Consider the following 19,719-nt stretch of genomic DNA (forward strand, 5'->3'; position numbering starts at 1 on the left):
GTTTGCTGCAGTGACCGCAATCCCGCTGGATCCGTAGGAGCTGTCGAGCGAAGCGAGGCTGCGATCTTTTCCTGACGTTTGAATATCAAGCGAAAATCAAAAGATCGCAGCCTCGCTTCGCTCGACAGCTCCTACGGGCTCAGAGAGAGCAAGCCCATTTGCCACAAAAGCCGAGCCTGCCTCCCCCTCTTAACGAACCGTCAGCAACGGGCTGCCCAAGCGCTCCAGCAATGTCGCCTGGGCGCTGCGTGCATTCTGGTTGCCGGTCGGCGTGTTGCGGATGTAGCGACCGTCCGATTGCAGGCTCCAGCTGTGGGTGTTGTCGGTGAGGTAGCTTTCCAGCTCCTTCTTGACCCGCAGGATCAACTTCTTGCCTTCCACCGGGAAGCAGGTCTCGACGCGCTTGTCGAGGTTGCGCTCCATCCAGTCGGCGCTGGACAGGAACATCTGCTCCTCCCCACCGTTGAGGAAGTAGAACACCCGCGTATGTTCCAGGAAGCGGCCGATGATCGAGCGCACGTGGATGTTATGGGAAACCCCCGGGATGCCCGGCCGCAGGCAGCACATACCGCGCACCACCAGATCGATACGCACGCCCGACTGGCTGGCCTTGTACAAGGCGCGGATGATCTTCGGATCGGTCAGTGAGTTGAATTTGGCGATGATGTGCGCCGGTTTACCGTCCAGGGCGAACTGCGTCTCCCGAGCGATCATGTCGAGCATGCCCTTCTTCAAAGTGAAGGGAGCGTGCAGCAGCTTTTTCATGCGCAGGGTCTTGCCCATGCCGATCAACTGGCTGAACAGTTTGCCGACGTCTTCGCACAAGGCATCGTCGGAGGTCAGCAGGCTGTAGTCGGTGTACAGACGGGCGTTGGCGGCGTGATAGTTGCCGGTGCCCAGGTGGGCGTAACGCACGATTTCGCCGGCCTCGCGCCGCAGGATCAGCATCATCTTGGCGTGGGTCTTGAAGCCGACCACACCATAAATCACCACCGCACCGGCCGCTTGCAGACGACTGGCCAGTTGCAGGTTGGACTCTTCATCGAAGCGCGCCCGCAACTCGATCACCGCCGTGACCTCTTTGCCGTTACGCGCTGCGTCCACCAGGGCGTCGACGATTTCCGAGTTGGCGCCGCTGCGATACAGGGTCTGGCGCACCGCCAATACGTGGGGATCCTTGGCTGCCTGGCGCAGCAGGTCGACCACCGGCGTGAACGACTCGAAAGGGTGCAGCAGCAGAATGTCCTGCTTGCTGATCACGCTGAAGATGTTCTCGCTGTTTTGCAGCAACTTCGGGATCTGCGGCGTGAACGGCAAATATTGCAGTTCTGGATGGCTGTCCAGACCGGTGATGCTGAACAGTCGGGTCAGGTTGACCGGACCGTTGACCTGATACAGCTCGGTCTCATGCAGGTTGAACTGCTTGAGCAGGTAGTCGGACAGGTGTTTGGGGCACGTGTCGGCCACTTCCAGACGCACCGCATCACCGTAGCGGCGCGAGAACAGCTCGCCGCGCAGGGCGCGGGCCAGGTCTTCGACGTCTTCGGTGTCTACCGACAGGTCGGCGTTGCGGGTCAGGCGGAACTGGTAGCAACCCTTCACCTTCATGCCCTGGAACAGGTCATCGGCATGGGCGTGGATCATCGACGACAGGAACACATAATTGTCACCGGGGCCGCCGACGTCCTCGGGCACGCGAATGATGCGCGGCAACAGGCGCGGCGCGGGGATGATCGCCAGGCCGGAGTCGCGACCGAAGGCGTCGATGCCTTCGAGCTCGACAATGAAGTTCAGGCTCTTGTTGACCAGCAGCGGGAACGGGTGCGTAGGGTCGAGGCCGATCGGGGTGATGATCGGTGCGATCTCGTCGCGGAAATAGCGGCGAACCCAGGTCTTGAGCTTGGTGTTCCAGTTGCGCCGACGAATGAAGCGAACCTGATGTTTTTCCAGCTCGGGCAACAGAATGTCATTGAGAATCGCGTACTGGCGGTCAACGTGACCGTGGACCAGCTCACTGATCCGTGCCAGGGCCTGATGCGGTTGCAAGCCATCGGCACCGGCCTGCTCGCGGGCAAAGGTGATCTGCTTCTTCAAGCCGGCGACGCGGATTTCGAAGAACTCGTCCAGGTTGCTGGAAAAGATCAGCAGGAACTTGAGCCGCTCCAGCAGCGGGTAGGACTCGTCCAGCGCCTGCTCCAGCACGCGGATGTTGAACTGCAGTTGCGACAGCTCGCGATGGATGTACAGGCTGCTGTCATCCAGGTTGGGAATGACAATCGCAGGCGCCACGGGGGCCTCGGGCACCACCGGCGGCGTAGGCACAGCCTCATGCTCCGGCGGTGTTTCGGCGACCTGCTCGACCACGGGCTGAGCGTCTTTTACGGCAACTTCAGAAAGTCCTTCGGTATTCATCGCAAGTTCCTGGGAGGCTATTTCTGCTCTCGTAACAATTGGGCGGCGCGCACAGCAAAGTAAGTCAGGATGCCATCAGCTCCTGCACGTTTGAAAGCGGTCAAGGACTCAAGGATCACGCCTTCGCCCAACCAGCCGTTCTGGATGGCCGCCATGTGCATGGCGTACTCGCCGCTGACCTGATAGACAAAGGTCGGGACTTTGAATTCGTCTTTGACCCGGCAAAGAATGTCGAGGTAAGGCATGCCCGGCTTGACCATCACCATATCAGCCCCTTCTGACAAGTCCGCCGCCACTTCGTGCAAGGCTTCCTCGCTGTTGGCCGGGTCCATCTGATAAGAGGCCTTGTTGGCCTTGCCCAGGTTCAGCGCCGAGCCGACCGCATCACGGAACGGGCCGTAATAGGCACTGGCGTACTTGGCCGAGTAGGCCATGATCCGCACATTGACATGACCGGCCACCTCCAGCGCTTCACGGATCGCCTGGATCCGGCCATCCATCATGTCCGACGGCGCCACCACCTGAGCACCGGCCTCGGCATGAGACAGCGCCTGCCGGACCAGGGCATCGACGGTAATGTCGTTCTGCACATAGCCTTCTTCATCGAGAATGCCGTCCTGCCCATGCGTAGTGAACGGGTCCAGCGCAACGTCGGTGATCACGCCCAGCTCCGGGAAGCGGGCACGCAGGGCACGGGTCGCGCGCTGGGCGATGCCATCGGGGTTCCAGGCTTCGGCGGCGTCCAGGGACTTGAGCCCGGCAGGCGTCACCGGGAACAGCGCCAGCGCCGGAATGCCCAGCTCGACCCACTTGGCGGCTTCTTCAAGCAACAGGTCGATGGTCAGGCGCTCTACCCCGGGCATCGATGCCACGGCCTCGCGACGGTTCTCACCGTCCAGCACGAACACCGGCAGGATCAGGTCATCGGTGGTCAGCACGTTTTCACGTACCAGCCGACGAGAGAACTCATCACGGCGATTGCGACGCAGACGGGTAGCGGGGAACAGACGATTGGCGGGGGTAAAGCTCACGGCAGACTCCTGAGCCCGCGCTGACGGGCGAGCGTGACAGTTATAGACGGCCATTATGACGAACAGATGACAGATATGTGCACCTGCGTCCCGTCGTCGCAGTCATTGTCGTTGCAGGAAATGTTCACGTCGAGACACATCTCGATACTTTCCTGAATGTGCCTGAAGGGGTAGGCTGCGCGTTCATTTCGCCAGCACCCAGACAATGCTCCAGCAATTTCTCCATGACTTCGGCTACCTGGCCTTGTTTATTGGCACGTTCTTCGAAGGCGAAACCATCCTCGTGCTCGCAGGCTTCCTGGCGTTCCGTGGTTACATGGACATCAATCTGGTGGTGGTGGTGGCGTTCTGCGGCAGCTATGCGGGCGATCAACTGTGGTATTTCATGGGGCGCAAGCACGGCCGCAGGCTACTGGCGCGAAAACCTCGCTGGCAGTTGATGGGCGATCGGGCGCTGGAACACATTCGCCGGCATCCGGACATCTGGGTCCTGAGTTTTCGCTTCGTCTACGGCTTGCGCACAGTAATGCCGGTGGCCATCGGGCTGTCAGGCTATCCACCGGGCCGCTATCTGTTGCTCAACGGCATCGGCGCGGCGATCTGGGCCACTGCCCTGGCCGCCGCCGCGTACCACTTCGGCGCGGTGCTCGAAGGCATGCTGGGCAGCATCAAGAAATATGAATTGTGGGTACTCGGTGCCCTGCTGGTGCTGGGGCTGTGCCTGTGGCTGCGTCGGCGTATCAAGAATGCACGCCTGGCCAGGAAAGTCCTCGAAGCCGAACGGCTGGAACAAGCCAGGCCCCACGAGCCTACGACGCCAACCGAGTGACTCGACTGCGACAGCAATACAGCCCGATACCACTGAGCAGGCTGTAGCTGAGCAACCCGACCCAGGCCACGGGGCTTGCCGGCCACAACCCCGCCAGCGGCGCCAGCCACACCAGCGGTAAATTCAGGACCAGCCGTAACAGCTCCAGCCTCAGGGCCCACGGGCGATTCTCCAGGGCCACGCCCAAGACAAACAAACCCAGCGCCACCGCGCCCCAACCCAACACCAAGGCAGCAACCGACAGGCTGCTCTCCAGATTCATCAAGTAACTGCCCAACGCAATGTAGGTACAGAACTGCAACGCCACGTACCACTGCTGGCGGCCGTCCAGCGGCACCTCGAATTTGCGGAACTGACTCAGGTCCGGTTTGCTCAGTGGGTATCGCGCCGCCACGTCCGCCGGCCGCCAACCGGTGGGCATAAACCAGATCCGCAGCTTGTCTGGCCAGCGCTCTGCCCGTCGCGCATCCGCCCACAATTGCGCATAGAACTGCAGGTTGGCCCACAACGGATTCCAGCTCGCCAGCGGCGTGGTCACGCCAAAAATCACCGGTTCGTTATCGTCTTCTTCCTGAAAGGTGCGAAACAGACGGTCCCAAATAATGAACACCCCGCCGTAATTGCGATCCATGTAAAGAGGGTTCTGTGCATGGTGGGCGCGATGATTGGACGGTGTGACGAAACACCACTCCAGCCAGCCGAGCTTGGGGATGTGTTGGGTGTGGACCCAGAACTGATACAGCAGATTCAACGCCGCCACGCTGATGAACACCACCAGCGGCACGCCGGCCACAGCCAGCGGCAAGTAGAAAACCCAGCTCAACACAAACCCGGTACTGGTCTGACGCAACGCAGTGGAGAGGTTGTAGTCCTCGCTCTGATGATGCACCGAATGGGCCGCCCAGAGGATGTTGCGCTCATGGCCCATGCGGTGCAGCCAGTAATAACAGAAGTCATAGAACACGAAAGCAAATACCCAGACCCAGGCCTGGTCGGCAGACAAGTGGATAACGGCCAGATGTTCCAAGGCAAACGCGTAGGTCACCAACCCCACGCCCTTGGTCAGCAAACCGGTGGTGGTGGAGAGCACGCCGGTGCTCAGGCTGTTGATGGCGTCTGCCACGCGGTAGTGGCTCACACCCCGCCAGCGATCGGCCAGCAACTCCACGGCAATCAGCACAAAGAAAAACGGCACGGCATACAGAATGAAATTCATGACGCAACCCGAGCAGACAAAGCAGGGAGATAGTCGGCAGATTAGGTGTAGCTGCTCGATAACCCTATGGCAACGAGTGACAAATTAGTGGACATTTAACGCCATGAATCTGGAGAAAAGCCCATGAGCAAAAAAGTTGCAGTGATCCTTTCCGGCTGTGGCGTGTATGACGGTGCAGAAATCCACGAAAGCGTGATCACCTTGCTGCGCCTCGACCAGCGCGGCGCACAGGTGCAGTGTTTCGCCCCCGACATCGCGCAGCTGCAGGTCATCAATCACCTGACCGGCGAGCAAATGCCCGAGAGCCGCAACGTTTTGGTGGAGTCCGCCCGGATCGCCCGGGGCAACGTAAAGGATTTGCGCGAAGCCAACGTTGAGGACTTCGACGCGCTGATCGTGCCTGGCGGTTTCGGCGCGGCGAAGAACCTGTCCAACTTTGCCGTTGAAGGCGCGGGTTGCACCGTCCAGCCGCAGGTTCTGGCGCTGACCGAAGCCTTTGCCGAAGCGGGAAAACCGGTGGGGCTGATCTGCATTTCCCCGGCCCTGGCGGCAAAAATCTATGGTCCGGGGGTGACCTGCACCATTGGCACAGATACCGACACTGCGGCCGCCGTAACCAAAATGGGCGGCATCCACGAAGACTGCGCTGTCACCGATATCGTCGAAGACACTGCACGCAAGCTGGTCAGTACTCCGGCCTACATGCTGGCGCAGAACATCAGTGAAGCGGCTTCGGGGATCAACAAACTGGTGGACCGGGTATTGGAGTTGACTCACGAAAACGATGAGTAACCGCAACACCGCCCACCCAATGTGGGAGCGAGCCTGCTCGCGATAGCGTCGGTTCAGTTGGCATATCTGTTGGCTGACACACTGCCATCGCGAGCAGGCTCGCTCCCACAGGGGTGCGGGAAAGAGTCAGGAGGTTCGAGCCAACCGCGTCAGTATCCGATCCAGCGCATTGGCGAACCCCTGCTTGTCCCGCTCGCTGTACGCTGCCGGCCCGCCGCCCACATGGCCCTGCTCACGCAAGTCGGTGAACAGGTTGCGCACCGCCAGCCGATCGCCCATGTTCTGCGCATCGAACTCCTTGCCCCGCGGATCCAGTGCCGCAACCCCCTTCTTCACCAGCCGGTCAGCCAACGGTACGTCGCTGCAGATCACCAGCTCACCCGGTACGGCATGCTCCACCAGGTAATCGTCCGCCGCGTCAGGCCCGCTGGGCACCACGATCAACTTCACGCAGGCCAAGGCCGGCTTGATCTGCGGTTGGCCGGCCACCAGCACCACCTCGAAGCGACGTTTCAAAGCGAACTTGACCACCAGTTCCTTCGCGGCCTTGGGACAGGCGTCGGCGTCGATCCATACACGCATTGTGTTTTTCCTCTAATTAAAAGCATCGCGGGCAAGCCTTGCTCCCACAGGCGAATACTGACTGTGGGAGCATGGCTTGCCCGCGATTATGAGCGCAGCGAAGGCTGTTCAGGAAACCTGGACCCTACGCTTCTCCGCCACCCAACTGCGCCCGTACAACACCACAATCGCCGCGATCGCCACCACTTGGGCGGCCAAGGAATAAGCATCGGCATGAATGCCCAGCCAATCGAAATCGAAGAACGCCACCGGACGGGTTCCGAAAATCCCGGCCTCCTGCAGCGCCTTCACGCCATGACCGGCGAAAACCACCGACAGCGCGCAAAGCAGGCCGGCATTGATGCTGAAAAACAACGCCAGAGGCAGTTTCGCCGAGCCGCGCAGAATCACCCAGGCCAACCCGACCAACAGCACCAGCGCCGTGGCACCGCCCGCCAACACGGCATCATGCCCGGCGGGGCCGGCTTGCAGCCACAGGGTTTCGTAGAACAGGATCACTTCGAACAGCTCGCGATAGACCGAGAAAAACGCCAGGATCGCAAAACCGAAACGTCCGCCGCCGCCCACCAGACTGCTCTTGATGTAATCCTGCCAGGCCGCCGCGTGACGCCGGTCGTGCATCCACACTCCCAGCCACAGCACCATCACGCTGGCGAACAATGCCGTTGCCCCTTCGAGCAATTCGCGCTGGGCGCCGCTGACGTCAATCACATAGGCGGCCAGCCCCCAGGTCGCCAGGCCAGCCAGCAACGCCAGCCCCCAACCGACGTTGACGCTGCGAACCGCTGACTGTTGACCGGTATTGCGCAGGAACGCCAGGATCGCCGCCAGCACCAGAATCGCTTCCAGCCCTTCGCGCAACAGAATCAGCAAGCCCGAGATGTAGCTCAGCGACCAACTTAAACCGTCGCCACCCAGCAGACCCGCCGACTCCGTCAGCTTGGCCTTGGCCGCGTCCAGGCGCTGTACGGCCTGCTCGACCGGCAAGCCATCCTGCAAGGACTGACGATAGGCCATCAGCGCCTTTTCAGTGTCCTTGCGCACATTGGCATCGACGTTATCCAGCGAACTTTCCACCAGTTCGAAGCCTTCCAGGTAAGCCGCTACCGACAAGTCATAGGCTTGGTCGTGATCACCGGCGCGATACGCCGCGATGCTCTTGTCCAGGGTGCTGGCGGTGTAGTCGAGCAACTGCGCCGGGCCACGCTGCACCTGTGGCGGCTGGGCACGCTGGGCGCGAAAGGTGGCAGCCGCTTCAGGGCCCTGCGCCGCGAGGATTTCGGCCGGAGTCTGGCGCGCCAGATCAGCGAGGTTGAAGGTCTGTGCGCTTTTAGCGGTCGCCGGATCGGCGCTGAAGCTGGCGATGTACGTCGCCAGGTCCCAGCGTTGACGGTCGTCGAGCTGATCGGCGAAGGCCGGCATGTCGGTGCCTTCAACGCCCATGCCAAGCGTGTTGTAGATCGCGTAGAGACTCAGATGATCCAGCCGCGCCCCATCGCGCAGGTTGGCGGGCGCAGGCTCCAGGCCAACACCGGCGGGACCGTCGCCGGCTCCACTGTCACCGTGACACACCGAGCAATTCTGCGCATACAGTGGCGCTCCGCGGGCCGGGTCCGGGGTGATGACCGGCGCCTGACTGACCTCATACGCCACCGCCAGTCTGGCCCCCAGTTGCCGCGCCAGGCGGGCGACCTCATCGCCATCCTGATGCTCGGAGATGGCGCTGCGCAAGGCGCCGACGCCTTGTGTCAGCTCTGCTTTCTCAGGTTTGGCTGGCAGCGCAACGATCAGCCCTTCCAGAAGCTGGGTAAATTCCAGTTGCTCACGGTATTCAGACTCGTCAACCACCTTGCCCGCCTGCACTGTCGCCGGATAATCCGCCCCAATGTAATCCAGTAAATGCAGCGCCTGGGGGGCGCCCTCAAGGGTCTCGGCCAACAGATTGGCGCTGCACAGGGCAAACAACGGCAGTGCAAGCCAGGCCAGAAAACGGTACGGGGCAGACATGAATGACTCTCAGTTGGAAATAAGAAGTAACACATTGTTCACTTCCAATGACCTGGGCTCAAGGGCTGATGTGTTTCAGGAGCAGATTTCATCGGATCTTCACGCTTTGGAAGTGATGTCACAAAAACTGCATTACGAGATTAAAAAGCCATTACATAGCGAACGGCCATGTTTATAATCGCGCCGCCCTCTTATTGTTCGATGGCATAAAAGCTCCTCCGGTTATGAGGAACCGACAGCGCCCGGCGCTCGTCCGTGGATCGTCCCAGCCCGACCCGCCCCCCCGGCTGATACCTCAGGGAAGAAGTATTCATGGCATCCCGTGCCGCTCTTTCGATCGCCCTCGGCGCGATCACCTTGTTGTCTGGCTGCTCTGCGTTTCGCAACTACGACAGCGAATTGGCTCAGACCAATCAGCAACTGGCTTCCGGCAACGTCGACGCGGCGTTGACCCTGCTGGAGAAGAACAACACCAGCCAAGACAAAGACCTGCTGTATTTCTTCGAAAAAGGTGAGCTGTTGCGTGCCAAGGGCGATCTGCCCGGCAGCCAGGCGGCTTGGACCAGCGCTGACCAGCAAGTGGGCCAGTGGGAAGATGCGGTCAAGCTCGACACAGGCAAGTATCTCGCCCAGTTCGGCAGTTTTCTGGTCAACGATAAAGTTCGGCGCTACGAAGGCTATGACTACGAAAAGGTCATGCTCACCACGCAGATGGCCCTGAACCTGCTGGCCGTGAACGACTTCGACGGCGCGCGGATGCAGATCAAGAAAACCCACGAGCGCGAAGCGGTGATTGCCGACCTGCGGGACAAGGAATACCTCAAGCGTGAGGAAGACGCCGAGAAGCAAGGGGTCAAGACCGAGTACAAGGACCTGCAGGGTTACCCGGTGGCCAGCCTCGACGCGCCGGAAGTGGTCAGCCTGAAAAACAGCTATCAGAGTGCGTTCAGCCATTACCTGGCCGGGTTCGTCTATGAAGCCTTGGGCGAAAAAGACCTGGCCGCGCCGGGCTATCGCAAAGCCGCCGAACTGCGTCCGAACACGCCTTTGCTGGAGCAGGCACTGATCAATCTCGACAAGCCTGCCGACAAGAAGGATGAAAGCGACATCCTGATTGTGGTGCAGAGCGGCCTGGCGCCGTCCCGGGACTCGATCCGCATTCCCCTGCCCTTGCCCATCAGCGGCAATGTAGTGATCACGCCACTTTCATTCCCCCTGATCAAGCCTGACACCTCCACTGCTACGTTCGCCCAAATCGGTGTCGACGGTCGTCAATTGGACCTGACCCAGCTCAACAGCACCACAGCCATGTCCCGCCGCGCCCTGCGTGACGACATGCCCGGCATCATCCTGCGCACGACCGTGCGGGCGATCACCCGTGGCGTGGCGCAAAAACAGATCAACGAAACCAACCCCCTGGCCGGCCTCGCGGTGGGCCTGACCTCGGCCGTGCTCGAAGGCGCGGACACCCGGACCTGGCGCACCCTGCCGGACTACACCCAGGTGGTGCGTCTGCGCCTGAAAAAAGGTGAACACCAGGTCACCTTGCCGAGTGCAGTAGGTGGTTCGGTGGTCAAGGTCACCGTCGATCAGCGCTACCAGGTCATCAGCCTGCGGGCGGTGGGCAATCAGGTCTTCGCCGGCGGCCTGGCCGCCCAAGTGATCCCAAGCACCCACCCGACCGCCGTCGCCAGCATCAAGCAACCTTAAGAACGGAGTCTTGTTCAAATGCGTTTAAAACTGATCGCCGTCGGCGCCCTGGTCTTGCTGGCCGGTTGCGCCACCCCACCGCCGCCGGAGCCGGGCAGCGCCGCCAGCAAAGTCGTGGCCATGGGCAAACAGAAAAACATCGTGGTCGGCGCCATGCGCGTGGCGCGGGAAAACGGCTACCTGACCGTCAATGTGCAGTTGAGCAACACCAGCTTCAACAACAAGACGATGTACTACCGCTTTGCCTGGCTGGGACCGGAAGGCTTTCCGGTTGCCGAGGAAGAAACCTGGAAAAGCCTGACGCTGTATGGCGAACAAACCAGTTTCCTGCCGGCCATCGCACCGACACCCAAGGCTGTGGATTTCCGATTGGAAATCAATACACCTTGAGCCACGCACCGCTGGGCCATAGACGCTGATGTAGGAGCTGACGAGTGCAACGAGGCTGCGATCTTGTCCTAGACAATTGAGTCGCAAGCGAAAAATCAAAAGATCGCAGCCTTCGGCAGCTCCTACAGTGCGCAGCCCAAAGGGGATAAATCCCCTCGCCACAAAAACCCTTTATGCAGCAATTTGAGAGTCCCCACATGTTCCTACGCATCTCTTCCCTCGCTCTGGCCGCCCTGCTGGTCAGCGGCTGCGCCAACAACTCTCCAGTCCTGGGCAACAAGAACATCAGCTACGGCGACACCAAGGCCGTGGAAACCGTGACCAACGAATTCGGTTCTACCGACCTGCAAATGATCGCCGAATCCATGACCCGCTCCCTGGCCCAGTCCGGCATTTTGCAGGGCCGCCCGGTGGTTCAGGTCTATGACGTGAAGAACAAGACCAGCGAGTACATCGACACCCGCGAGATCACCACCAGCATCAAGACCCAATTGATGAAGACCGGCGCGGCGCGGTTCGCCAGCGACAACAACGCCATGGACAGCCAGGTCGACCAGCTCAAGCTGCAAAACCAGAGCGGCCTGTACAAGAAAAGCACCGTGGCCAAGACCGGCAACATGATCGCCGCCAAATACCGCCTCGAAGGCTCCATCAGCTCGATCGTCAAGCGCAGCAGCGACTACAAGGACGTCTTCTACAAATTCAGCCTGCAATTGATCGACGTCGAAAGCGGTCTGGCCGAGTGGATGGACGAGAAAGAAATCCGCAAGACCACGGAGCGCTAAGCCATGCGCACATGGATTGGCATCATGGCCCTGGCCTGCGCGTTCAGCGCGCAGGCGGCCCCGAAAGTCGCGGTCACTGACCTCGCGTACCAGCAACGGGTGGAGGAATACATCCACATCGTTTCGGCCCAGAGTAACTTCCAGGCGAATCCTTACAGCGCCAGCGCTTCGTCGAGCTACGACGAGATGGAAGCCACCACCAGCTACATCGAGCAGGGCGAACTGCGCAAGTTCACCGGCGACATCAAGGGCGAAATCCTGCGCAGCGGGATGTTCCAGCTCGTGCAAGGCACACCCCACACCGCTTCGTCCACGGGCGACGTCTATGACGTGATCAAGCGAATCAAGGCCGGGCACTTCAAGGGCGCCGATTACGTGCTGTTCGGCACCGTATCGGACATCGACTTCACCCGCGACATCAATGAACTGGCCAATACCAACAGCTACTCGGCCGTGCTCGCCTTGACCCTGGTGGCGGACTTCAGCCTGATCAACACCAAGACCTACGAAATCACCTCGGCCTTCACCGCCATGGGTGAAGGCCAGGACACCAAGCTGCTGAACCACCGGGACGTACGCATTAACCTCAACCGCCCTAGGGTCGTGCGCGAGGTGTCCAAGGCCCTGGGTGAGGACGTAGCGCGGCAACTGAGCGAACAACTTGGCGGGCCTAACTACGAACAAGCCGGCGAGCCGGCGCCGCGCAACAACCTGCCACGGGATACCGCGCCGGTCATTTTGCGCTAAGCGGTTCAGCGATTATTGTGTGGCGAGGGAATTTCCCCGCCACATCAGAACCGTCTGGTTACACCGAGGCTTTGCGAATCGTCGCCAGCAGCCCTGCCGCACCAATGAACAACCCGGCAAAGGTGCGGTTCATTCGACGTTGCTGTTTCGGAGTGCGCAGCAGGCGCAGGACTTTGGATGCCAGCCCGGTGTACCCGGCCATGACGATGAGGTCGACGCAAACCATCGTCACGCCCAGGATCAGGTATTGCTTGATCAGCGGGGCATGGGGGTCGATGAATTGAGGCAACACCGCAAGCATGAACACCAATGCCTTGGGGTTGCTGATGTTGACCAGAAAACCGCGAAACACCAGCGCCAGAGGCTTGCCGATAGGCCGCACGGCCGCGTCATCACTGAGATCGCCCGGGATGGCTCGCCACTGCTTGACGCCCAGATAAACCAGATAGGCCACACCAAACCATTTGATCGCATAAAACGCGGTCGCCGATGCGGTGAGGATCGCGCCGACACCGGCGGCGACAATCACGATTTGCAACGCCAGGCCCAATTGCAGGCCCAGGGCATTCCAGTAGCCGCGCCAGAAACCGTATTGCAGACCGCTGGACATCGATGCGATGGCACCGGCGCCCGGCGAAAGACTGATCACCCAGCAAGCGGCGAAAAACGCCAGCCATGTTTCCAGCAGCATTGCACACCTCGGCTCAGATTCGTTGAAGTCACTAAGCTAATGCGCCGCCGGACGGTTGACCACAGATATTTAACAATCGAGACCCGCTTACTCGACGAACCCGCCGACCGGAAACGCCTCGTTGCCGCGCCAGCGTCGAACTGAACGCTGGAAGAACAGGCTGTTGGGCACTTGCACCATGGAACTGCCCGTGCCGAGCTCCTCGGGTTCGATCAGGGTGGTGTAAAGCAGGTTGATGGCCACCACCCGCCCCTTGATGCCGGGCTTGTCGGTGGACTCCACCAGCTCAACCACATCGCCCAGACGAAACGGCCCGACGGTGTAGATCAGGATGGCGCACAACAGATTCGACAGCACGCTCCAGATGGCGAAGAACGCCACCGCCGCCACCGCGACGAACCCCGACAGCGCGGTCCACAGCACCGTGGCCGAGACGCCCAGGCGTTCAAGCACCACCAGCACCGCGCTGCCCATGATCAGCCAGCGCAGCACACCCCGCAGGATGATCACCAACTGGGACGGTAATGGGTAGCGCTCGGCAAGACCCGTGAGGGCCCGCGCCACGCAACGCTGTGCGATGTAGCCGGCCAACAGGATCAGCAGTATTTGCACACCGAGCCAGATCGGCTCGACCCACATGACGGGTATAGGCAGGGCCAAGGCTTCCATCAGGACAGTGCCTCCAGCTCCGCTTGCAGGTTTTCCAGCAGTTCCAGGGCTTGCATCCACGCCTCCTCAAGCTCCGCTTCCCGAACCTTCAGCCTGGCCTGTTCGGCCAGCAGATCGCGCAACTCATCCTTGCGCGCCGCTTCGTAGAGACCGCTGTCGCCGAGGCTGGTTTCGATCTTTTGCAGTTTTTCATGCAGCTTGCCCAGTTCGACTTCGAGCTTGTCGGCCTCGCGCTTGTGAGGCGCCAACTGCTGGCGCAATGCGGCGGCGGCCTGGCGCTGGGCCTTCTTGTCGGTCTTGTCCGGGTTAACCGGCGTGGTACTGACCGGTGCGTTGCGCTGACGGTACTCCACCAGCCAACGGGCATAGTCTTCCAGGTCACCGTCGAACTCTTCGACCTTGCCGTCGGCCACCAGGAAAAAATTGTCCGTGGTGCTCTTGAGCAAATGCCGGTCGTGGGACACCACCAGCACCGCGCCGCTGAATTCCTGCAAGGCCATGGTGAGGGCCAGGCGCATTTCCAGATCGAGGTGGTTGGTCGGTTCGTCGAGCAGCAACAGGTTCGGCCGGCCCCAGGCGATCAATGCCAGCGCCAGGCGGGCCTTTTCGCCGCCGGAAAAATTCAGCACCGGCTCGTCGATGCGCGCACCGCGAAAGTCGAAACCACCGAGGAAATCACGCAGGGTCTGCTCGCGCTCGTTCGGTGCCAGACGCTGCAAATGCAGCAGCGGGCTGGCCTTGGCGTCGAGAGAATCGAGCTGATGTTGGGCGAAGTAACCGACCACGGTGTTCTCGCCCCGGGTCAGACGCCCGGCCAGGGGTTCGAGCTCGCCGGAGAGGTTTTTGATCAGGGTCGACTTACCGGCACCGTTCGGGCCCAACAGGCCAATGCGCGCGCCAGGGGTCAACTGCAGCTTGACCTTTTCCAGCACGGTTTTGTCGCCATAACCCAGACGCGCATCCGACAGGTCGATCAGCGGGCTGGAAATCTTGGTCGATTCGCGGAAAACAAAATCAAACGGTGAATCGACGTGGGCCGCAGACAGTTCTTCCATCCGCTCCAGTGCCTTGATCCGGCTCTGGGCCTGACGGGCCTTGGTGGCCTGGGCCTTGAAGCGGGCGATGTAGCTTTCCATGTGCGCACGTTGCGCCTGCTGCTTCTCGTAGGCCTGCTGTTGCTGGGCCAGACGTTCGGCACGGGCCCGCTCGAAGGCGCTGTAGCCGCCACGGTACAAGGTGAGCTTACGCTGGTCGACATGGGCGACATGATCCACCACCGCGTCGAGGAAATCGCGGTCATGGGAAATCAGCAGCAGTGTGCCGGGATAGCTCTTGAGCCAGTCTTCGAGCCAGATGATGGCGTCGAGGTCCAGGTGGTTGGTGGGCTCATCGAGCAGCAGCAGGTCCGAGGGGCACATCAGGGCCTGAGCCAGGTTCAAGCGCATCCGCCAGCCACCAGAGAAGGCCCCGACCTCTCGGTCCATCTGCTCGTTGGTAAACCCAAGGCCTGCCAGCAGTTTGCGTGCGCGGGCATCGGCGGTGTAGCCGTCGGCGCTGTCGAGCTCCGCGTGCAGACGGGCCTGGGCGGCGCCGTCGTGGGCCGCCTCGGCCGCCGCCAGGTCGCGCTGGACCTGACGAAGGCGCAGGTCGCCGTCCAGCACATAGTCCACCGCCAGGCGCTCAAGGGTGTCGACCTCCTGGCGCATGTGGGCGATACGCCAATCGGCGGGCAGCAGGCAATCACCCGAGTCCGGGTGCAGTTCACCTCGAAGCAGGGCGAACAGGCTCGATTTGCCAGCGCCGTTGGCACCGATGAGGCCAGCTTTGTGGCCGGCGTGCAGGGTCAGCTCGGCGTCTTCTAGCAGACGTTGCGGGCCACGCTGTAAAGTCAGGTTCTGAAGTCGAATCATAATGGCGGCGGAGTCTACCAGCTTCGCTCGCAACTGGCGCGAGTAGCACGATGTCCTCTGATCTATGGAGCTTTTCCCTCGACCTCTACGCCAAGCCTGGCGTGGAGCAAGCCTGCCTGGCGCTGCAGAGCGCCGGCACCAATGTCTGCCTGCTGCTTTGCGGGCTATGGCTGGAACAGCGCGGGGTTGCCTGCACTGAACAAAGACTGCAACAACTTCAGCAATGGGTCGGCCCATGGGACACGGACGTCGTACAGCCCTTGCGCACGCTCCGTAGCCAATGGAAAGTCCGCGCCCTCCAAGACACGGCACTCGATAGCCTGCGCGAGCAGGTCAAGCGACTGGAACTGGAAGCCGAGCGAAGATTGCTGGAGCGACTGGAGACTGCGACCAAGGACTGGCCTGGGGAACAACCCAAAGATTCAGCGCAATGGCTGCAAGGATTAGTGGCGGGCTCCGACCAAGGGAACCGCGACGCGCTGCATCAGCTGCGCGTCGCGGCGTCCGGCACTTAGGAAGCGCGGGTTGGGGTGTTGCTGCTCGGTGCCGGGGTGGCGCTCGGGCTCAGCGCCGGGGTCACAGTGCTGGCGGTTGGCGCAGGGGTCGCTGCAGGAGCCGGAGTCGATGTCGCAGGCTTGGCCGCCGGAGCAGTCGAAGGTTTTGCGGCAGCAGGCTTTTTCACGGCGGGTTTCGCAGCAGGTTTCGCAGCGGGCTTGGCCACAGGCTTGGCGGCGGCAGGCTTGGCGGCGGGTTTGGCAGCAGCCGGTTTGGCAGCCGGTTTAGCCGCAGCTTTGGCGGGTGCTTTGACAGCGGCTGGCTTGGCAGCCGGTTTAGCTGCAACTTTAGCGGGCGCTTTGGCAGCGGCGGGCTTGGCAGCCGCCGTTTTTGTAGCAGCTGGCTTGGCAGCCGGTTTAGCCGCGGCGGTTTTTGTCGCTGCGGGTTTGGCGGCGGCGGTTTTAGCGGCTGGTTTGGCGACGCTCTTGGCAACAGGTTTAGCGGCTGGCTTGGCAGCCACTTTGGCCGTCGGCTTGGCGACAGCTTTGACTGCAGTTGTTTTCGCAGCGGGTTTGGCAGCGCTGGCAGCAACCGGTTTTTTCGCAGCCGGTTTAGCAGCTGGTTTGCTCGCTGCTTTGGCCGGCGCTTTTGCGGCCGGTTTGGCAGCTACTTTGGTCGGTGTTTTTGTCGCGGCAGGTTTAGCGGCCGGTTTTCTGGCCGATACAGCGGCAGCGGCAGGCTTGGCAGCACGAAGGCTCAATGCTTTGCCCACGGCTTCTTGCACACGACCGACGCCTTGGGCCAGTTTCAGGCTTTCCTGGGCATCACGCTTGAGTTGCAGAATGTAGGCGCGGGTTTCGGACTGACGATCCTTCAAGGCATCAAGCAGGTCTTCGAGTTCCTTCACAGCCTCTTTGGCCTTGGCTTGTGCCTTGGCCTTGCCAGCGGTGGCTGCGTCTTGCAGTTTGGTGCGCGACTTGTGCAGTTTTTCCTGCGCTTTGCCGCGTTGTTTTTCCAGTTTGGCGAGCAGTTTTTCAGCATCAGCCAGGGCTTGGGAGCAGGCGTTTTCCAGATGCTCGAGCAGACTGCCCGAAAGTTGTTGGAGCAAGTGCAACGGAGTGTTTACTGGCTTCTTGGTGGCCGACATGGTTTACCTCCTGACTGACGTGAGTGCGGCTCATACTAGACCTCTGCTGCAACCGCCGCTAGGGCATGTTGACAGTACACAAGACGTTGCGTTGCAAGGTACGAAAAATCTTCTACCCCACTGCCGGGGCAAACCAGCTTTGCGGATATCGGCACTGGCATAATCCCCTCGATTCGAGGCCGGAGAACACTACATGTCGCGTCACTTGTTTTTATTCCTGTGCATGGTTTGCTCCATGGCTCAGGCCGCAGAAAAAACCAGCGCAAACGACGCTCATGACCTGGCGTACAGCCTGGGGGCAAGCCTGGGTGAACGCCTGCGCCAGGATGTGCCCGACCTGCAGATCCAGGCGTTGGTCGAGGGTCTGCAACAGGCCTATCTGGGCAAACCGCTGGCCCTGAAGGATGAGCGCATCGAACAGCTACTGGCCGACCATCAGGCACGGCTGACGTCGTCACCGGCGACGCCGCAAATCGAAGCGGCACTGAAAACCGAGCAGAAATTTCTTGATGAGGAAAAAGCCCGGCCCGGCGCGCAACAGCTGGCAGATGGCATTCTGCTGACCGAACTCAAACCCGGCCATGGCGCCAAGGCCGGCCCTCACGGCAAGGTCCAGGTGTTGTATGTCGGTCGATTGCCAGACGGCACCGTATTTGATTCCAACGGACAAGCGCAGTGGTTCAGTCTCGACAGCGTGATTGACGGTTGGCGCAGTGCATTGCCACAAATGCCGGTAGGCGCAAAATGGCGATTGGTAATTCCTTCGACCCTGGCCTACGGTGCCGAAGGAGCCGGGGATGTCATCCCCCCATTCACGCCGCTGGTGTTTGAAATCGAGTTACTGGGCGCGACGACCTGAAGCTGACTCCAAAAAAAACGGTGCGCAATGCGCACCGTTTTTTTGATTCTGCAAAAGACCTCAAGCCTGGGCCGGCGCTTCTTCCTTGTGGGAGTTGTGCAGCACTTCGATCAGGCAGTCTTCCAGTTCGAAACGCTCGTGCAGCAAGCCACCCAGTTCCTTGAATTTTTCCGCTACGCATTTGCCTTCATCACACAGATCATTGAAGGCCAGCAGTTTTTCGGTGATGACGTCGATACGCGGGTAGATTTGCTCGGCGAGCTCCAGGCCACGCTTATCGTTGAAGGCCTTGGCCTCGCTCGTCAGTTGTTCGTATATCTCGAAATGACCGGCAGACACGTAGTCGACCAGCACACCGCAGAACTCCTGCAACGGCTTGCGGCTTTCACTCAGCGCTTCAGGCCTGTCGCCGAGAGCATCATAGGCCCGAACCAGTTCGTGACGCTCCTGCAACCAGCGGTCGATCAGCAGATGCACCCCACCCCAGCGTTCCTGAGCATTCTGACAACTTTCGAGCATGGTGATTTCTTCCCTTGTGAGTCATGCCCCTCGCAGCCTGCGCACCGCCTGAAATGATCAGGGACAAGGCCAGACACAACATGATCGAGCGGCATAAATCCGATAACACGTGCGGGCCAGATTATGCCCGCACGACAACCGCTTCAAGGTACGCAGGAGATAAAGTTCATACAAGTGTTTAATCCATGACCCGGACCAGTTGCGACGTTGTGCCGCTGAGCGGTCGTATCAGGGCGTTCCAGACAAGGCGCAGCAGCAGATAGGACATCACAAAAGACACGGCGAGAAAAAACAACAGGCTCCATTCGGGAAGACTCAGATCGAACAGGGTCCATGTGATGCTCGCGCAGTCGATCGCACCCTCGAGTACACGATGTACAGCGCCCCACCACGAACTCACTGCCTTGAGGTGATCGATACAATCGGGCAACTGCTCCAGCGAATCGCCTTGCACCAGAACCTGACGCCACGCCAACGTCAATCCGCTCGACGCGAAAACCAGCCCCATCGCCCCGTAGAAGATGCTGCCCTTCTGAGCGGGGCCATGCAGGCATGCGGCGAGACAGTTCATCAAAAACAGCATCAGGCACAACCGTTGCAAAACACACAGGCTGCAAGGCGTCAGACCTACCGCATATTCAAGGTAACTGGCGATACCAAAAACCAGAGCGGCGGCGATGAAAGCCATGAAAAACAAGAAGCGTGAGCAAGCCAAAGACATGGCAGTTCCGTAACAGAAGAGACAGGCTGTTACGGTAGAGGAAAGCCCGCCGGCCTTTCAAGGCGGGGCCGTGCAGACACTTCACCAGGGGTGTAGGGAATTCCCGACAAGCAAGAGAAGATTAAGCGCAGTTTGCTGTAGGACTTTACCGAAGGCATTGCTAACGCCTTTAGGGGCGTCAATAAACACGTGGGGGGGGGGGGGGGG

The 19,719-nt window shown here is 60.5% G+C and carries 19 protein-coding genes; 8 read left to right on the forward strand and 11 right to left on the reverse strand.

Annotated features, from left to right (window positions below):
• Positions 1-189: 189 nt before the first annotated feature.
• Positions 190-2,412, reverse strand: coding sequence for a polyphosphate kinase 1 (gene ppk1 / locus HU811_RS05920; RefSeq protein WP_076383067.1), 2,223 nt, complete (start codon positions 2,410-2,412; stop codon positions 190-192).
• A gap of 17 nt (positions 2,413-2,429) precedes the next feature.
• Positions 2,430-3,443 carry a porphobilinogen synthase gene (gene hemB / locus HU811_RS05925; RefSeq protein ID WP_047226103.1) on the reverse strand — a complete coding sequence of 338 codons (1,014 nt, stop codon included), beginning with the start codon at positions 3,441-3,443 and terminating at the stop codon, positions 2,430-2,432.
• Between the two features lie 205 nt (positions 3,444-3,648).
• Here hemB and HU811_RS05930 point away from each other — a divergent pair, with 205 nt between their 5' ends.
• Positions 3,649-4,272, forward strand: coding sequence for a DedA family protein (locus tag HU811_RS05930; RefSeq protein WP_092395159.1), 624 nt, complete (start codon positions 3,649-3,651; stop codon positions 4,270-4,272).
• Here HU811_RS05930 and HU811_RS05935 read toward each other — a convergent pair.
• Positions 4,253-5,488, reverse strand: coding sequence for a sterol desaturase family protein (locus HU811_RS05935; protein WP_186654626.1), 1,236 nt, complete (start codon positions 5,486-5,488; stop codon positions 4,253-4,255). The two genes, HU811_RS05930 and HU811_RS05935, sit on opposite strands and share 20 nt — an antisense overlap.
• 123 nt (positions 5,489-5,611) lie before the next feature.
• Between HU811_RS05935 and elbB the strand changes: the two genes are divergently transcribed.
• Positions 5,612-6,280 carry an isoprenoid biosynthesis glyoxalase ElbB gene (gene elbB, locus HU811_RS05940; protein WP_092395153.1) on the forward strand — a complete coding sequence of 223 codons (669 nt, stop codon included), beginning with the start codon at positions 5,612-5,614 and terminating at the stop codon, positions 6,278-6,280.
• 126 nt (positions 6,281-6,406) lie between these two features.
• On the opposite strand, the gene HU811_RS05945 is transcribed toward elbB, so the two are convergent.
• Both HU811_RS05945 and HU811_RS05950 read right to left on the reverse strand, forming a co-directional pair.
• Positions 6,407-6,862 carry a YaiI/YqxD family protein gene (locus HU811_RS05945; RefSeq protein ID WP_092395150.1) on the reverse strand — a complete coding sequence of 152 codons (456 nt, stop codon included), beginning with the start codon at positions 6,860-6,862 and terminating at the stop codon, positions 6,407-6,409.
• A gap of 108 nt (positions 6,863-6,970) precedes the next feature.
• Positions 6,971-8,869 (reverse strand): FTR1 family protein, encoded by a 1,899-nt coding sequence (locus tag HU811_RS05950; RefSeq protein ID WP_186654628.1) that lies wholly within the window; start codon positions 8,867-8,869, stop codon positions 6,971-6,973.
• Between the two features lie 312 nt (positions 8,870-9,181).
• Between HU811_RS05950 and HU811_RS05955 the strand changes: the two genes are divergently transcribed.
• The 4 genes from HU811_RS05955 to HU811_RS05970 all read left to right on the forward strand — a co-directional run bounded on the left by HU811_RS05955 (position 9,182) and on the right by HU811_RS05970 (position 12,501).
• Positions 9,182-10,579, forward strand: coding sequence for a COG3014 family protein (locus HU811_RS05955; protein ID WP_186654630.1), 1,398 nt, complete (start codon positions 9,182-9,184; stop codon positions 10,577-10,579).
• An 18-nt stretch (positions 10,580-10,597) separates the two neighbouring features.
• A complete protein-coding gene (locus HU811_RS05960; protein ID WP_186654632.1) occupies positions 10,598-10,969 on the forward strand; it encodes a YcfL family putative periplasmic lipoprotein in 372 nt (123 codons plus the stop codon).
• 197 nt (positions 10,970-11,166) lie between these two features.
• On the forward strand, positions 11,167-11,754 hold the full coding sequence (lpoB, locus tag HU811_RS05965; RefSeq protein WP_092452846.1) for a penicillin-binding protein activator LpoB: 588 nt from the start codon (positions 11,167-11,169) through the stop codon (positions 11,752-11,754).
• 3 nt (positions 11,755-11,757) lie between these two features.
• Positions 11,758-12,501 (forward strand): penicillin-binding protein activator LpoB, encoded by a 744-nt coding sequence (locus tag HU811_RS05970; RefSeq protein WP_092395135.1) that lies wholly within the window; start codon positions 11,758-11,760, stop codon positions 12,499-12,501.
• Positions 12,502-12,559: 58 nt separating this feature from the next.
• Here HU811_RS05970 and rhtB read toward each other — a convergent pair whose 3' ends face one another.
• From rhtB to HU811_RS05985, 3 genes are all read right to left on the reverse strand, one after another.
• Positions 12,560-13,192 (reverse strand): homoserine/homoserine lactone efflux protein, encoded by a 633-nt coding sequence (gene rhtB / locus HU811_RS05975; RefSeq protein WP_092395132.1) that lies wholly within the window; start codon positions 13,190-13,192, stop codon positions 12,560-12,562.
• Positions 13,193-13,279: 87 nt separating this feature from the next.
• Complete coding sequence (locus tag HU811_RS05980; protein ID WP_047226114.1) at positions 13,280-13,861, reverse strand: mechanosensitive ion channel family protein; 582 nt, start codon at positions 13,859-13,861, stop codon at positions 13,280-13,282.
• Entirely contained in the window at positions 13,861-15,771 is a 1,911-nt protein-coding gene (locus tag HU811_RS05985) for an ATP-binding cassette domain-containing protein (protein WP_092453092.1), read from the reverse strand. The genes HU811_RS05980 and HU811_RS05985 overlap by 1 nt, the downstream gene beginning before the upstream one ends.
• Positions 15,772-15,821: 50 nt before the next feature.
• On the opposite strand from HU811_RS05985, the gene HU811_RS05990 reads away from it, so the two are divergent.
• Positions 15,822-16,286 (forward strand): TIGR02444 family protein, encoded by a 465-nt coding sequence (locus HU811_RS05990; RefSeq protein ID WP_186654635.1) that lies wholly within the window; start codon positions 15,822-15,824, stop codon positions 16,284-16,286.
• Here the strand turns inward: HU811_RS05990 and HU811_RS05995 are convergent.
• Positions 16,283-17,413 (reverse strand): AlgP family protein, encoded by a 1,131-nt coding sequence (locus HU811_RS05995; RefSeq protein WP_186654637.1) that lies wholly within the window; start codon positions 17,411-17,413, stop codon positions 16,283-16,285. The two genes, HU811_RS05990 and HU811_RS05995, sit on opposite strands and share 4 nt — an antisense overlap.
• Positions 17,414-17,606: 193 nt before the next feature.
• Here HU811_RS05995 and HU811_RS06000 point away from each other — a divergent pair, with 193 nt between their 5' ends.
• Positions 17,607-18,272 (forward strand): FKBP-type peptidyl-prolyl cis-trans isomerase, encoded by a 666-nt coding sequence (locus HU811_RS06000; RefSeq protein WP_186654640.1) that lies wholly within the window; start codon positions 17,607-17,609, stop codon positions 18,270-18,272.
• Between the two features lie 60 nt (positions 18,273-18,332).
• On the opposite strand, the gene HU811_RS06005 is transcribed toward HU811_RS06000, so the two are convergent.
• Together HU811_RS06005 and HU811_RS06010 are read right to left on the reverse strand one after the other, a co-directional pair.
• The gene (locus tag HU811_RS06005; protein ID WP_047226119.1) at positions 18,333-18,791 is read right to left on the reverse strand and encodes an Rsd/AlgQ family anti-sigma factor; all 459 of its coding nucleotides are present in this window, start codon (positions 18,789-18,791) and stop codon (positions 18,333-18,335) included.
• A gap of 178 nt (positions 18,792-18,969) precedes the next feature.
• Complete coding sequence (locus HU811_RS06010) at positions 18,970-19,512, reverse strand: disulfide bond formation protein B (protein WP_186654641.1); 543 nt, start codon at positions 19,510-19,512, stop codon at positions 18,970-18,972.
• Positions 19,513-19,719: the final 207 nt, after the last annotated feature.

Origin of the sequence: Pseudomonas tehranensis, assembly GCF_014268615.1 — a bacterium.
Taxonomy (GTDB): domain Bacteria; phylum Pseudomonadota; class Gammaproteobacteria; order Pseudomonadales; family Pseudomonadaceae; genus Aquipseudomonas; species Aquipseudomonas tehranensis.